15 protein-coding genes and 3 pseudogenes are annotated in these 14,000 nt (G+C 52.8%); 6 read left to right on the top strand and 12 right to left on the bottom strand.

What is annotated here, in order from left to right:
* Positions 1-412 precede the first annotated feature (412 nt).
* The 5 genes from GC087_RS13935 to GC087_RS13915 form a co-directional block, all read right to left on the bottom strand.
* Complete coding sequence (locus GC087_RS13935) at positions 413-1,357, bottom strand: cytochrome d ubiquinol oxidase subunit II (RefSeq protein ID WP_324019957.1); 945 nt, start codon at positions 1,355-1,357, stop codon at positions 413-415.
* Entirely contained in the window at positions 1,354-2,715 is a 1,362-nt protein-coding gene (locus GC087_RS13930; protein WP_324028539.1) for a cytochrome ubiquinol oxidase subunit I, read from the bottom strand. Before GC087_RS13930 ends, GC087_RS13935 begins: the two co-directional genes overlap by 4 nt.
* Positions 2,715-3,068, bottom strand: coding sequence for a DUF1641 domain-containing protein (locus GC087_RS13925; protein ID WP_110267641.1), 354 nt, complete (start codon positions 3,066-3,068; stop codon positions 2,715-2,717). The genes GC087_RS13930 and GC087_RS13925 overlap by 1 nt, the downstream gene beginning before the upstream one ends.
* Before the next feature lie 858 nt (positions 3,069-3,926).
* Entirely contained in the window at positions 3,927-4,253 is a 327-nt protein-coding gene (locus GC087_RS13920) for a four-helix bundle copper-binding protein (protein ID WP_110267640.1), read from the bottom strand.
* 327 nt (positions 4,254-4,580) lie between these two features.
* Positions 4,581-5,639: an SDR family oxidoreductase gene (locus GC087_RS13915; RefSeq protein ID WP_324028538.1), complete on the bottom strand. Its 1,059-nt coding sequence runs from the start codon at positions 5,637-5,639 to the stop codon at positions 4,581-4,583.
* 98 nt (positions 5,640-5,737) lie between these two features.
* Here GC087_RS13915 and GC087_RS13910 point away from each other — a divergent pair, with 98 nt between their 5' ends.
* Entirely contained in the window at positions 5,738-6,628 is an 891-nt protein-coding gene (locus GC087_RS13910; RefSeq protein ID WP_324028537.1) for a LysR family transcriptional regulator, read from the top strand.
* A gap of 139 nt (positions 6,629-6,767) precedes the next feature.
* Positions 6,768-7,718, top strand: a complete 951-nt coding sequence (locus GC087_RS13905) for a bifunctional helix-turn-helix transcriptional regulator/GNAT family N-acetyltransferase (RefSeq protein WP_324028536.1) — start codon at positions 6,768-6,770, stop codon at positions 7,716-7,718.
* A 107-nt stretch (positions 7,719-7,825) separates the two neighbouring features.
* On the opposite strand, the gene GC087_RS13900 is transcribed toward GC087_RS13905, so the two are convergent.
* Positions 7,826-8,248: a MarR family winged helix-turn-helix transcriptional regulator gene (locus GC087_RS13900; RefSeq protein WP_058709223.1), complete on the bottom strand. Its 423-nt coding sequence runs from the start codon at positions 8,246-8,248 to the stop codon at positions 7,826-7,828.
* Positions 8,249-8,446: 198 nt separating this feature from the next.
* Here GC087_RS13900 and GC087_RS13895 point away from each other — a divergent pair, with 198 nt between their 5' ends.
* Both GC087_RS13895 and GC087_RS13890 read left to right on the top strand, forming a co-directional pair.
* Positions 8,447-9,010, top strand: a complete 564-nt coding sequence (locus GC087_RS13895) for a non-oxidative hydroxyarylic acid decarboxylases subunit B (protein WP_324028535.1) — start codon at positions 8,447-8,449, stop codon at positions 9,008-9,010.
* Between the two features lie 33 nt (positions 9,011-9,043).
* Positions 9,044-9,136, top strand: a pseudogene (locus GC087_RS13890) (4-hydroxybenzoate decarboxylase); the annotation flags it as partial.
* A gap of 74 nt (positions 9,137-9,210) precedes the next feature.
* Here GC087_RS13890 and GC087_RS13885 read toward each other — a convergent pair.
* Positions 9,211-9,507, bottom strand: a pseudogene (locus GC087_RS13885) (NUDIX domain-containing protein); the annotation flags it as partial.
* An 87-nt stretch (positions 9,508-9,594) separates the two neighbouring features.
* Positions 9,595-10,176 (bottom strand): DUF6886 family protein, encoded by a 582-nt coding sequence (locus GC087_RS13880; protein WP_324028534.1) that lies wholly within the window; start codon positions 10,174-10,176, stop codon positions 9,595-9,597.
* A 198-nt stretch (positions 10,177-10,374) separates the two neighbouring features.
* Between GC087_RS13880 and GC087_RS13875 the strand changes: the two are divergent.
* Positions 10,375-10,557: pseudogene (locus GC087_RS13875) on the top strand (helix-turn-helix domain-containing protein); the annotation flags it as partial.
* Between the two features lie 86 nt (positions 10,558-10,643).
* Here the strand turns inward: GC087_RS13875 and GC087_RS13870 are convergent.
* Positions 10,644-11,195 (bottom strand): GNAT family N-acetyltransferase, encoded by a 552-nt coding sequence (locus GC087_RS13870; protein ID WP_324028533.1) that lies wholly within the window; start codon positions 11,193-11,195, stop codon positions 10,644-10,646.
* A gap of 308 nt (positions 11,196-11,503) precedes the next feature.
* Between GC087_RS13870 and GC087_RS13865 the strand changes: the two genes are divergently transcribed.
* Positions 11,504-12,079, top strand: coding sequence for a YceI family protein (locus tag GC087_RS13865; RefSeq protein ID WP_164481820.1), 576 nt, complete (start codon positions 11,504-11,506; stop codon positions 12,077-12,079).
* Positions 12,080-12,107: 28 nt separating this feature from the next.
* Here GC087_RS13865 and GC087_RS13860 read toward each other — a convergent pair whose 3' ends face one another.
* Genes GC087_RS13860 through GC087_RS13850 form a run of 3 tightly spaced genes read right to left on the bottom strand, consistent with a single transcriptional unit; the run spans position 12,108 to position 14,000 of the window.
* Positions 12,108-12,914, bottom strand: coding sequence for an anti-sigma factor family protein (locus GC087_RS13860; protein WP_058702771.1), 807 nt, complete (start codon positions 12,912-12,914; stop codon positions 12,108-12,110).
* Complete coding sequence (locus tag GC087_RS13855; RefSeq protein ID WP_164483174.1) at positions 12,911-13,468, bottom strand: sigma-70 family RNA polymerase sigma factor; 558 nt, start codon at positions 13,466-13,468, stop codon at positions 12,911-12,913. The genes GC087_RS13860 and GC087_RS13855 overlap by 4 nt, the downstream gene beginning before the upstream one ends.
* Positions 13,449-14,000 carry a tetratricopeptide repeat protein gene (locus GC087_RS13850; protein WP_039340843.1) on the bottom strand — a complete coding sequence of 184 codons (552 nt, stop codon included), beginning with the start codon at positions 13,998-14,000 and terminating at the stop codon, positions 13,449-13,451. Before GC087_RS13850 ends, GC087_RS13855 begins: the two co-directional genes overlap by 20 nt.

Raw genomic sequence — 14,000 nt, 5'->3', positions numbered from 1 at the left:
TGTCTTAACGTCAAAGCCGCGTTTTTAGCGCGTTGTTACCGCGCAATGTGTACGGGTCAATCAGTACACGTGATAACCCTGTCAGCTGCAGGTTTTAGGCAGAACATCGCGAAGGAGCCCCTGCACCGGGCATAAAGGGAGAACCGACACTTCCGGGGGCATTAAGATGCTGATAGCTACACGCGTCTGGCTGGAATACTGTATTTAACCGGAGGGTTATGTCATGCCGCGTACTTATAAACAGGTAAGACGGGATAGATGGGCGTTTTTCGGTAATGGAAACGGCAAGAAAGCGAATCGATGAAATCGATAGTGCACCGGTTAACCTCATCGCGCAACGCAGCGAATGTGTTAAGGCTGCCGCAGCGTTCAGTTCGTGCGCCAGAACGTATCCATCAGGTTATCCGTGGGATCATTTGACCCGTCCCCGAAAAACCCAGAAAGCCCAGCTATTGTAGGCCAGTGTCAGGGGCATAATGATGGCGATGCCTGCCAACAAGAAATACTGGCCGGAGGCACCTGACGAGGCGTCAGACAGCGTTAACGTACCAGGAATCAGCCATGGATACATGCCGGTCATCAGGGTGATAAACGTGAACGTCACCATCAGCAGCGCAAAAATTAACGGCGATAAAGCGGCGTTACTTTTCAACTTCACGATCAGCCCTGCCCAGCAGAGTGCGACAAGCGCGAGGCTTATTTTTCCGGGAAGCGTTGAGAGGGCTTTCTGCCAGGGGGCAGGTAAATACGCTATGTTAAAAATGAAAAACAGGAAAGTCAGCCCCAGTAACCACCCACTCAGTTGCCTCGCACGTATGTTTGCCTGATCGCCCACGCGCCAGCGTATCCAGCAACAGGCCAGCAGGCTGTTAATCCATACCATGCCCAGGCCACTGATTAATGCATATGCCGACAGCCAGCTAGATTCGGTTTGACCCGGTAAACCGCTCACCAGTAAGCCGGCCATGTAGCCCTGCAAAAAACCGGCCGCAAACGATGCGATAAAAAGGACGAAATCAAGCCAGCGCTTAACGCGAGATGAAGCCTGACCGCGGTATTCCAGCGCCAGCGCACGGCCAAAGAGGGAGAAAAACATCAGAAACAGCGGAACATAGATAGCATTAAAGATCCGACTGTAGGCCGCGGGAAATAATGCTAAAAGCGCACCCGCGGTCAGGACAAGCCAGGTTTCATTAGCATCCCACACAGGCAGGATGGACTGGACCAGGCGGCGGCGATCCTGCTCATTATCAAAAAAAAGAATAACGGAACCGACGCCCAGATCGGTTCCGTCCAGCAAGAGGTAGATGAGTAACGAAAAGGCTACCGTGGCGGCGGACAGATCATCGAGACTCATGAAGAGGCCTCCGTGCTGATTTCGTCGCTGAGCGCATGACTGTCGAACGAATTAACGAGGCGTACGAAATAATAGATTCCCAGGCCAAAGACCAGAGAATACACCCCGATGATGCCGGTGAAAGAGAAGATGACGGTCGATAAGGAAAGGGGAGCTATACTTTGGTCAGTACGTAATAACCCGTAGATCGTCCAGGGCTGACGGCCCACCTCAGTCACGATCCAGCCTGCGAGCAGGGCAATAAAGCCAGCGGGCGTCAGGCCCACAACCCACTTCATCAACCGGCGCGGCCACAGCGCGCGCCGGTAACGCAGCCAGAGCGCGGTCAGGCTGGTCACAAAAATAATGAGCCCCATACCTACCATCACGCGGAAGGCAAAAAAGACCGGCCAGACCGGCGGCTGTTGATCAGGCTGGAATTCGCTCAGACTTTTAATGTGCCCGGTGAGGTTATGGCGCAAATAAAGTGAGGCCACTGTCGGGATCGCCACTTCTGCGTGGTTAACCTGCGCTTTTTGATCGGGCAGGGCGAAAAGGCGTAAAGGCTCCCCCTCACCCTGAGGCGGCCTGCGCCAGCTGCCTTCAATTGCAGCCAGTTTAGCAGGCTGGTAGTCACGGGTTTTTTCGCCCTGCAGATCGCCCGTTACGATTTGCAGCGGCATAGCAATCAGCAGCAGCCAGAGGGACCATGACATCACACATTTCGCGGCACGGTCGGCGGGTTGCTTAAGTAACCGCCATGTACTGGCCCCGGCAGTCACGCAAAAACTCGCAATAAGAGAGGCCAGCACCATATGCGTAAACCGCAGTGGAAACGAGGGAGAGAAGACGATGCTTATCCAGCGCCTGGCATGGAAAATGCCATGCTCATCGCGGAGATAGCCAACAGGCGTTTGCATCCAGGAGTTGGCGGCAAGGATCCAGAATGCGCTGAGGAAAGCCCCTAACGCCACCAGGCAGGTTACAACGAAGTGCAGTTTTGGGTTTATTTTACCCATACCAAATAACATCACGCCGGTCAGGCCTGACTCCAGGAAAAACGCCACCAGGATTTCATAAAACATCAGGGGGCCCATGACGCCACCCACTTTATGAGCAAAGGGGCTCCAGTTGGTACCAAACTGGAATTCCATGACCACACCCGAGACGGCACCTACTGCAACCGTGAGCGAAAAGACTCGCATCCAGAACTGAAGCGCCTGCCAGTGGTGTGAACGGCGGTAGCGTAACCAGGCTCCTTCCAGCAAAACAATGATCAGGCCAAGCCCCAGGGTAAACGCCGCCAGCACAATGTGCATGCCTATCGTCAACGCAAACTGCGCGCGCGATAGCAAGAGTACGATTTCGGATTCAGGCATCAGCTTCGCTGACCACGGTAACGGCTGACACCGTTTCCAGACGATTGTCGGCTCTCCTGGCCCGACGCGCACATGTCTTGCCGGGCCGGTTTTATCTCCCGCCGTAACGTTTCGTCTTTCATTAACCTGATGATGTGCTCATCAGCCCGTCCTGCCATCTGCGCCGTTTTTGCGGCATGAACGATGACTAACACCACCGGATTAAACGCCCCGGACGGAATCGTTACCTGCGGCTCAAAGCGCCGTAACCGCTTCTGCACGGCATTGCGCACACCAGGCGGATGCGGGTCGTTGACTGGCTGCGCATAAATCGATGTGTGGCTATCGGCCTTGCCCGTGACAGGACGCAGCAAACCCTGTCGATGTCTGCTTCCCCGCAACCAGACAGAGCATCTGCTTGCCGTATGCCCGGTGCGGGAAAATTCCGCGCCAGGTCTAGCGGTTCGGCGATAAGAATGTCGCTGGACAGGCCGCCTGTTCAGGGGGCAGGGGGTAACACGGCCGACGCCTGACGGCTGTTCCGCATCGCAGACAGAGGAGTATGTTTCCATCGTATTCGCCTTTCTGACCAACAGGCCCGTGCGCTGAAAGGGTGACTCGCTGTTGCGCATAAACGGACCGGGTAATTTACTCAACGTTTTTTAAATTAGCTGTCAGACGGGAATAAAGCAGGCGAACCGGCAGACTGAATGAATGAAAAACCGCCGTCAAAGATAACAGTCAGAAATTTTTAATAACTGTAAACAGTTAGTTAGCGCAGCTGGATAGACGCTCGGGAATAATCTTAATTTTAGTCATGAGTGGGATGATCACGTTACCGCTTACTCCTGAAATAACAGGCTGCAATAAACGAAGCGCAGACGCTGATCTATTCGTTTGCCGCTGTGCTCTGAATGGTTATTCCAAATGGATTTTGATTCATAAAAGAATACATGTGCTGTAGAAAGTCAGGTAATGACAGAATTTCAACGCTACAGCTTACAACTCCTGTATCCTGTGACAGTCCTTTTAAAATGATTTTATGCACGCATTAAACCTGTCACCGCGCAGAACGTATCAGACAGGGCCTGGCAACCGGTAAACTGAGTCGGCGAGTCATGCAGGATAGCGTTGGCGCGACTGGATCGAGGTGACATCAGCTTCAGGCTGAATATTCACTCTGATCCTTTACCTTTATAAAAACCCGCCAAAGCGGGCCTGATAATCTGTCCTCATGCGGCCATCTTCCTGCAGTGTTCAGCACACTGGTGACAGGCTCTGGCGCAGTCCTGACAATGGTCATGTTTGTGCTGACCACATTCATCGCTACACCGCTGACAGACCTCCGCACAGAGCTGACAAAGCGCTGACGCAAATTCGCTATTAAGCGTCATAAACTGCGCGGCAAGACGACATATATTGGCACATTGCATATCCAGTTTTATGCACGTGCGCATCATATCGACATTTTCTTCTTCAAGGCATGAGGCGGCACAATGGTCGCATGCGGCTGCACACAAATAACAAGCCTCAATACAGCTTTTGTATTCATCACGCATAATATCTCCTTAGTTAAGGTGGATTAATAAGCATGAAGAAGATGGCTGTTTATTCAAGGCTGAAATGACGCAATAACCGGTTATACAGGCTACATGGTTGACTTCCGGTGAATTATTCATGAGTACTTAATTCCGTTATGCCGCGACGGACATAAAACGACGATTAACGTCAAAGAGGGGATAACGCCCGTGCGTCATAATCAACGCACAGGCATCATCAGCGGTTTGCTAAGCCCGCATTTTTTATACGACGGATCTGTTCCCGCGCAAGGGCGTCCCGACTGCCCACTTTTGTTTACGCCGGCCGGAACCCGCGGCGGTCAGCGATTAAGGAATTATGCGGGCAGCTCTGAACTGTCTGAACAGACGGAAGAACATCTCATCTGTTGCCTGCATGCCCCGAAATCCTGCACGGCGCAGCTTACTGCCATCGCCGAACATGTCGTAATCCCAGCTAAAAACAAAGTCTGCGAACTGCCCGTCGTTCAGCTTCAGAATGTCAGATTCTGCCAGACGCTTGCTCAGCGCAAGTTCACGCCAGACTGCGCGGTAATCTTTGAACATACGCTCAAACGACACTCTCACGGGCGGTGCGCATTCAATCTCAAACCAACGCGCAATCAACGGCCAGAGTTCAGCCCAGCGCCAGACATCGCCGTTGTTGACGTTGAACGCCTGGTTTGAGGCCGCGGGTGAGGTTGCTGCCCAGAGCGTTGCTTCGGCGAGTAAACCTGCATCTGTAAAATCAACGATGCTGCCCCAGGTCTGCGGTGATCCAGGAAAACGGAGCGGGAGATTCAGCGACTGACAAAGTGAAGCATACAGCGCGATGCTCAGTGCAAGATTCATGGTATTACCGGGCACGTTACTGCCTACTACGCCCGGCCTGACAGCATTCCATCGCCATAACCGTCCACGTTGATAATCGCTGAGCCACGTTAGTTGAGCCGCATTGAATTCAGCGCCAGCAACGCCAGGATCGCTTTCACACGCAGGCGTTTTAAAGGGACCAAGATGTGCGCCATACACTTTATAACCCTGCATCAGGCTTACCGTTTTTAACGATGCCACGGTATCAATGTTGGACACCAGATTACGCAGCATGGTGACGTTGGGTTCCACCATTTCGGCCCAGGTGGCCGCGTTAAGCCAGGCACTGTAAAAAATATGCGTGACATGCGTTAACGGCTGCAGCGCACGTGCGGCCTGCCCGGCATCCCGTAAATCTACGGTGACAACGGGTAGGTTTTGGAGATGCGGCGATGGGTTACGGCTCAGGCCAATCACCTCCCAGTCATTTTGCAGCAGCGTGTTAACGAGCTGACGCCCGACAATGCCACTGGCTCCCGCGACCAGCGCGACGTTTTTCGTTTGCAGCGTATTCATACATTTTCTCCAGATAAGGTGACGGGAGAGAGTGTGATATATTCATTTTTTTGCGCATATCCCCCTTAACTGATGGCACTTATAAGTGAAATCATTAAATGAACAACAAGCTTAACGCGATGGCGACGTTCCTGCGGGTCGCTGAGGCAGGCTCCTTTTCCGCCGCTGCGCGCCTGATTGGCATGAAACAGTCTGCCGTGAGTCAGCAGATTGCCGCACTGGAAGCAGAACTGGGTGTGGTGTTATTTCGCCGGACAACGCGCGTTATGATGCTCACTGAGCAGGGAGAGAGGTACAGACGCGACATCAAACCTTTGCTGGATGCCATACGGGAAGCCGAGAGGGCGCTCAATCCCGAGGATCAGCAGTGGCAGGGCACGGTGCGCGTGCAGTTGCCCAGCGGCTTAGGGCGCCTTTTTCTTCCCCATCTTCTGGCGCTCCAGAAATCGCACGCCGGATTACATCTTGAGCTTTTACTTGATGATCGTATTGCCGACCTGGTCAGTGAAGGGGTAGATGTTGCGGTGCGGCTGGCGGGCAAACCGCCAGACTTACATGCGGTACGCATGCTGGGCCGTGTGACATCCGGGCTTTATGCGGCGCCGGGATTTAAACAAATTCATTCAGTTGATGAGCTGACGCAGTTGCCTCATATCCGGTTCAGCGGTCTCGCGCTGGACAGGCCTCTGCAGTTAGTTTCAGGAGAGGAGGCAATCGAATTAGAGGTGAACACCGTTTTTCGGGCCAACACCAGCGAAGGGCTCATCGCTGCTATTCAGGCAGGTATCGGGATCGGGGGCATTCAGCATCCGCTGGCAACGGAAGGGCTGGCGTCGGGGTTACTGGTTCCTGTCCTGCCGACATGGCGACTCCCGGATAGATTTCTTTATGCGATTTTTCCTGATGCCCGTTTTATTCCCCCGAGCGTCAGGGGCGTTGTGGATGTGATCGCGCAGTTACTTCCTCAACTGGTGGGTATTCACAGTTAAGCCTGGTCTGTTCAGACGGGCACTGAGCGGGTCAGAAAGCGTTTTAGTCTGCGCCAGCCGCACAGCGGCCTGGCAAGATTGACAGGATCTCCCGTCATATGGTTGTATAATACAACTATATCGTAAAGGGTCTACGCTGATGAACACAGCCTCAAACACCATTAACACTATCCGCGTTGCATCACGTCTGATGGTGCGCGAACTGGGCTTTATGAATCAGACCCTGGCGGCAACCGATTATTCAGCGTCTGCCGTTCATACCTTACTCGAAGCAGAAGCAAAAGGGTGCGTGACCGCGTCCCAGTTGGTAGAGACGCTGGGGCTTGAGAAATCCAGCGTGAGTCGCCTGCTCACTAAACTCGTCGAGGCCGGTGAGCTGGATGAAGCCCCGTCCGCGTATGATGGCAGAACGAAATACCTGCGGCTCACAGACAAGGGGATAAAGACCGTGGGGGCGATTAATCAGTATGCTGATGAGCGGGTCGCCGCTGCGCTGAGAAAGCTTGACCCTGCGCGACAGCACACTGTCTCACTGGGGCTGTCATCCTACGCCCGCGCACTCAAAGCCTGTCGTGAAAACACAGAGCTTGATGAACACAGCCATGTGAGCATCGTCACTGGCTACCAGCCGGGCATGGCAGGCCGCATTATGGAGATGCATGGCCGTTACTATGCCAGAGAGCACAATTTCGGTGCCTTTTTCGAAGCAAAGGTCGCAGCGGGCCTTGCCGATTTTACGGGACGTCTCGGTAATGAAGGCAACCAGATCTGGCTGGCAGTCATGAACGATCGTATCGTTGGCTCTGTGGCCATTGATGGTGAAGATCTCGGGAACAATGAGGCGCATCTGCGCTGGTTCATTCTTGACGATGACTGCCGGGGCAGCGGTCTCGGTCGAAAACTGATGGCAATGGCGATGGCGTTTTGCGATGAGCAGAAGTTCTCTGCGGTGCAGCTATGGACCTTTAATAAGCTAACGGCGGCAAGGCGCTTATACGAGTCATTCGGGTTTGAATTATCGAAAGAGTGGGAAGGGGATCAATGGGGCAGCACGATTACGGAACAGCAATTTACCCGCAAAATCCGCTAACCGCGCCGTAAATATTCCCAGGCGGCGAAGATGGCCCTGGTGGTTTGTCATTCCGCTGCGGGTACGACCCGGCGGTTAAACCTGTTTCTGAAAAGGAAAGGATGCTTTCAGGAAACAGGATTTTTTAACATGATCTTCAGAAGGCTGATGACGTCGTTTTGTTCATTTTTTTCTAACCTGTTCAGAAAATGGGAATCAACGCGTTCAGCTATCGGTGCCGCAGTTTTAAGCATCTCTTCGCCCTGAACCGTCAGCGTAATAAATCTACGACGTTTGTCTTTTTTTCCCTCTGCACGATTGATCAGTCCTTTACCTTCCATTCGTACAAGCAGTTCTGCCAGCGTAGCCTTTGAACTCAACGCCGCCTCCATTAAGTCCAGTTGTTCGATTCCCGGTTGAGCATGAACGGCTGACAGAACAGCGAACTGTTGCTTTGTCAGAAAGGGCATCTTTTCCTGCCATAAGGCGGTATGTTCCTGAAGAAGTTTCCGCGTCAGATGAAAGAAAAGGTTGCTCAAGTCTTTGTGCATTAAGGTTTATTCCTGATTTTTTACCCGCTGTGTCCTGCTAATGTTAAATCATTATTCCCTCCGTTCAACACTCTTTGTCGGCAGACATAAAAGATAATGCTGATAATAGTAACCATAGAAATCAATTGACTTTCAGGGCGTGCCTGACGTACCGTCAATTTCATTCGTACACGAATATTATTTTAATGAGGCAGTCAGATGAGAATTGTCATCGGTATGACGGGAGCCACAGGCGCGCCTTTAGGGGTTGCGCTGCTCAGGGTTTTACAGGAAATCAGCGAGGTTGAAACGCATCTGATTTTGAGCAAGTGGGCTAAAACCACAATTGAACTCGAAACGCCTTTTTCATCGCGTGAGGTGATGAATATGGCTGATGTCGTGCACGGTCCTGCCGACCAGGCCGCTACCCTCTCGTCAGGCTCTTTTCACACCGATGGGATGGTGATTATTCCCTGCAGTATGAAAACGTTAGCTGGCATTCGCATCGGATACGCGGGAGGGCTCATTGGACGGGCTGCTGACGTCATCATTAAAGAAGGCAGAAAACTTGTCCTGGTTCCCAGAGAGACGCCTCTCAGTCCTCTTCATCTTGAAAATATGCTGGCCCTCTCCCGTCTTGGCGTCGCTATGGTTCCGCCAATGCCTGCTTTTTATAACCACCCCAAAACTATTGATGATGTGATCGATCATGTCGTCGCCCGCGTTCTCGACCAGTTTGGAATTGCCTCGCCAAAGGCAAATCGCTGGAAAGGCCTCAACTAGTCTTTAAAAATTTCTGAGTATGGAGAGTGAATAATGGCGTTTGATGACCTACGTAGTTTCCTGAAGGCGCTGGACGAACAGGGCCAGCTTCTTGAAATTGATGAAGAGGTGTTGCCCGAACCGGATAAATATTCGTTGTTCATCGGCGAAGGCAACTTTCTTGCAGAGAAAAATTCAAGCGCAAGTCCTTCTCTGGGGTCGTTGACTAACTCCCCGGACCAACTGTCAGTGAAGTAAAGTGCGGTAATGACATTAATTTCGTCCCGGTTGTGCAGAATGAAACTATAATTCTGCCCTGAAAAAACTTTCAGAAAGTGAAGGCAATGAATATCAATATTGGTCTCTTCTTTTACTTCCCTTAACGCAGTCTGTTCAAGTGATTCTCCCGGTTCAAGCAAGCCGCCCGGCAATCCCCAGGTAGAGTCTTTGCGCTGCTGAAGTAAAATTTTGCCATCATTCCGGACAATGATGACGTTGGCACCCGCAAGCAAAAGCATACGATGGCCGATGATGCTGCGCATCTCAGAGACATAGTCCATATAAACTCCATAATGAGAAAAACAAGCCTGACTGCACAGGCAGCGTCACACAATTACCTGACGGCCTGGTTTTGAATGAGTCCACCCAGGCTTCCCCCAGTCCTGGGCGTTCCTGAGTCTTATGCCGCCCGCGTGCAGCGTGGATTGCCAGATACTTTTCAGGGGCGTCAGCCTGTCCATAACGCGAAGACCAATATTCCTGTCCGTAAGTTCGGTGGGAAGGCTTGAAAAGCATTTAAGGCCGACAGGTACAACTTCTTCAGGACATACCCACATCCCGACCTCACCTGTAGGTTCAAAACCTGCGGTAGGCAGTTCATACCTGAAAATCTGTCCGAGGTTAAACCGCGAAAGCCATGTCTGCTCTATGCAGGCTATAGCCGATGAGCTGATCATATTACCCATCCACAATTCTCTGTCCTCGCGTGTGGTTTCCGCGACAGGCCAATAAACAATGCGAGGGCATTCGCGTGGAAACAGATACAAAAGCTCATAAGCTTCGGCGGTAGCCCATATGAGTGAACCGTTCAGCCATTCCTGACCTGCCGGTCTGTCAACACGAACCTTTAAGGGGCGAGGTCTGAAGACAGCGATGTCGGGATTATCACTGAAATGAAACAGGCGCATTCAGAAGTCCATTTAAAGTAGACGATGTATGATGAATTCATCATTCTATGTTGGAAAAGTTTTATTTAGATGAATACGTCAATGACGGTTTAAGCCACAACTTCTGAAAGATGTGCTGTATTTGCCGTGAGAAATTGTGCTGCTACGTCCAGATCCTCTTGTGCAATGCCTGAGTAACTAAACTGAACTTCAGTCTGGGTCCGTCAGCAGCTCACTGCCGCCGCCGCGAGCTACGCCGTTGGCTACGAGAGCCCGTCGCAGTTTAATCGCGAGTTCAAACGGCTGTTTGGCCTGCCACCGGCAGAAGAGATAAAGCGTATGCAACGTAATTTCGCCTTTCCGCCTTTGCAGCAAAACTCTGCATTTGTGTCATCGCACTGAAGCTGTGATGGCATCGCTGACGAGATGCAAAATGAGCAGGTAGAAAACCGCTCTTTTTCTGATTTATCACTCATATTTAAGCCGTGCTAATACCGGTAGATAACCGTATCATCAATCCGCCCCAGACTATCGAGGCGTTCGTTAACCAGTCTGGCTTCGGGTTTGAAACCGCACTTTAACGCAACAGATTGACTGCGTACGTTACGCCCTGCCGTACGAATTTCGATTCGCTTTGCCTGAAAAAAATCGGCGGCCATGTTTGTGACCAGCTTACAAGCTTCAGACATAATGCCTTTACCCCACATATCAGTGGCGAGCCAGTAGCCGATTTCATAATAAGGAATCGCGCGATTCCTGATAAATAAGCTAATACAGCCTGAGAGGTCATCTGACTGACGATCAATGATTAAAAACTTATATTCAACGTTGTCATTCAGGAAATTCCCGGCCGCCTCCGCCATACTTTTCTCAACAGCATTCAGAGAGTGAAAACCGGGAGACCAGAGCAGGAATTCATGATGAAGGGAACTAAATGCATTCAGTTTTTGCTGCATTTCTTCCGTACGACTCATGTCCGGGGCGATCAGATAAAAGGTTTCATGCTGCCGAAAATTAAGGGGAATATCATTCAGGTACATAACTCATCTCCTGAACTCAGATTAATTTTCTTTCTTATCACAAGCGATGAAGATCTGCATCCGCTTCAGATAACAGGTTGGGCAACCTCCACGCCGGACACCGCGCCAACAACCCGCTCACAGCGGAAAGACGCTCGCGCATCGCCAAAAACCGCCGCACTATCCTGCATCTACCTCACATAACCGTGCCGCTTCCCCATCCAAATGCGATCTCCGGCCTCACGAATGTTATATAACTGTAAGTATTAATCGAATAACGTTGTCACCTGGCGCGTTAACGCGTTGTCTGTTTACTGGAGAAACCTGCTATGACGCGCGCTGTTTCTTTTTTGGTTGCTGGAGTGCTGCTGAGTCCGTTCGCCCATGCGGCCCCGCTTTACTACACGATTTCCACGCCTGACACGGCAATAGGGCTGTCATGGCGTGCCTTTGGCGGGATGTCGCATGCGAAACTGACGGGCGTGACCGGCGAGGTGACGCTGAACCCGGCGAATGAGCTGGATAATCATGTCCGGGTCACCATTCCGGTTTCCACGCTAATCGCCTCAAACAATCTGCTGACCTATCAGCTTAAAAGCAGCATGTTTTTTGATGCGCCGCGCTATCCCAACATCGTCTTTACCAGCACCCGCATCGTGGCGCGCGGCAGCGGTAAATACCGGCTTTTTGGTGCGTTAGCGGTGAAGGACGTCCAGCGACCGGTGATCCTTGACGCGACGATGGAAGAGCATGATCGCACCGCAGAGACTGGCGACAGGATCTCGCTGCATGCGATGACCACGATCTCGCGCTCGGCCTACCATATGGATCGCTTTACCTCGCTGGTGGATGACAGGGTAACCATTACTATCGATATTCAGGCAGAGGCCAGCCATGTCCCCTGAACGCGCCTGGCTAACTGCCGCGTGGTGGTCAGGCGTTAAGCGCGGTTTTCAGGGCACTGGCGCTGGCGGATAACTCCCCGGCCGGATTGCGGCCAATCAGAACAAACTGGTAGCCGCGGTGATGCCACCACACCAGGCGCATATCATGGCGCTGTTCGCGCTCAAGCCCGGTTGAGGTCGGATGCGCATCGGGGGAAATGCACAGCGCCATCGGGCCATATTCCGCATGGATCCAGGCAATCTGCGCAATTGACGTACTGTCATAGCGTAGCATGCGCACCATTTTTAACTCTGCGTCGGGCAGCGTGAGCTGCTGCGTATTCAGATGCAGACCGATATCCTGTGCCGTGCGGGCCAGGCCATGCTGCAAGGCGGCAGGGGAGTTATCGGCATCCAGCAGGGTTTCTGCGCTGTAGAGCGACATGTACTGCGCTTCAAGATCGCGAATCTTCTCACTCTCACTCAGCGCGGTTTTGCCGGGGCGCGCCAGATAACCCAGTCCCGAGCCGATCAGCAGAAAACTCAGCGAGGCGGCGATCAGTGAACGACGACTGACGCCCGTAGTGGACGTCATTTTGGGTTCAGGCGTGGGGGGAGCTGAGAGCGCATCCAGCTGGCGCCGCATGTTGGCTTCCGGGGCTTTGTCCAGTAGCGGCGCAAAGGCCGCCTCAAAGTCGAGCTGGCTTTTCATCAGTTCATCAATGCGCTCAGCCAGATCAGAATCCGTCTCCAGCAGCGCTTCGAGCCTGCGCGCGTCAGCCGGATCCATCTCGCCATCCAGCCAGGCGACCAGGGCTTCGTCGCTGTACGGAGGCGTAAATTGCGACGTGTTCATGAGCGTTTCTCCTTTGCGGCATCCCTATCATCAAACGACCTGGCCAGCGCCGAACGCGCGGTGGCCAGCCTGCTCATGATGGTGCCGACAGGCACGACCAGCGTCTCTGCGGCTTCCTGATAGGTAAAGCCTTCTACATAGACCAGAAACACGGTATTACGCTGGGCTTCCGGTAGCGCACTGACGCGCTGCATGATTTTCTGAAAATGCAGGCGTTTTTCATCACGTTCCTGCGCGTCCGGGGCCAGCAGTTCGTCACTGTCAACAAAGCCCTGTCCCAGCCGCACGCGGCGGGCGCGCAGATCAGAAATCCAGATGGAGTGAAGGATCGTGAACAGCCAGCGATCGATGCGCGTGCCGGGCGTATACTGCGCGCTCTTTTCGAGCGCGCGAACGCAGGTCGACTGTACCAGTTCTTCGGCAACGTCGTGGTTTCGGGACAGCACCAGGCCGTAGCGCCACAGGCGCGTCAGATGGGCAGCAAGCTGTTGACGAACTTCGCTGGTCGTAATATCACTGTCCTCGCATTGCGTATCAGGATTCCGGATGGCCAGCAATGGCGGCCTGCAAATCACGATACTCCTCGCAGCCCGTTCCGCACAGGCGGGCGAGAGTATTTAACTGCGCTTTCGCCAGGTCGGGACGACCTTTAATCAGCCACGCTTCGCCGAGATATTCACGTACTTTGGCATAGCGTGGATTGAGCGCCAGCGAACGCTGATAATACCCGATACCTTCATCGGTTCGCCCGAGTTTTCGGGTGGCATAGCCGCGGTAATTCCAGGCTTCGGCGGTGTCAGGCTGTTTCAGCTTATCCAGCAGCGTCAGCGCGGCCTGGTACTCGCCTTTTTTCGCCAGATGATAGGCATAACGGGTTTTGTCTTCGTCAGTCAGACGCGCCGATTTATCGGGGACGCACTGTTTACGCTTGCTGTCATAAACCTGCCCATGCGGACAGTCCGGGATCGTACTGTTGGTGCTGTCATCCCCTGCGGCCAGCGCGGGTGCGGTGTGGATAACCAGCAGCAGCGCCGGAATCCATAGTTTACGGCCTGTATTATGCAGTATCGATGCAATGTTTTTCAT

Source organism: Pantoea sp. JZ2 (genome assembly GCF_035191405.1).
GTDB classification, from domain to species: domain Bacteria; phylum Pseudomonadota; class Gammaproteobacteria; order Enterobacterales; family Enterobacteriaceae; genus Pantoea; species Pantoea stewartii.
Note: the sequence above shows the minus strand (reverse complement) of the source record. Positions and strands in the feature narration are given on the sequence as shown.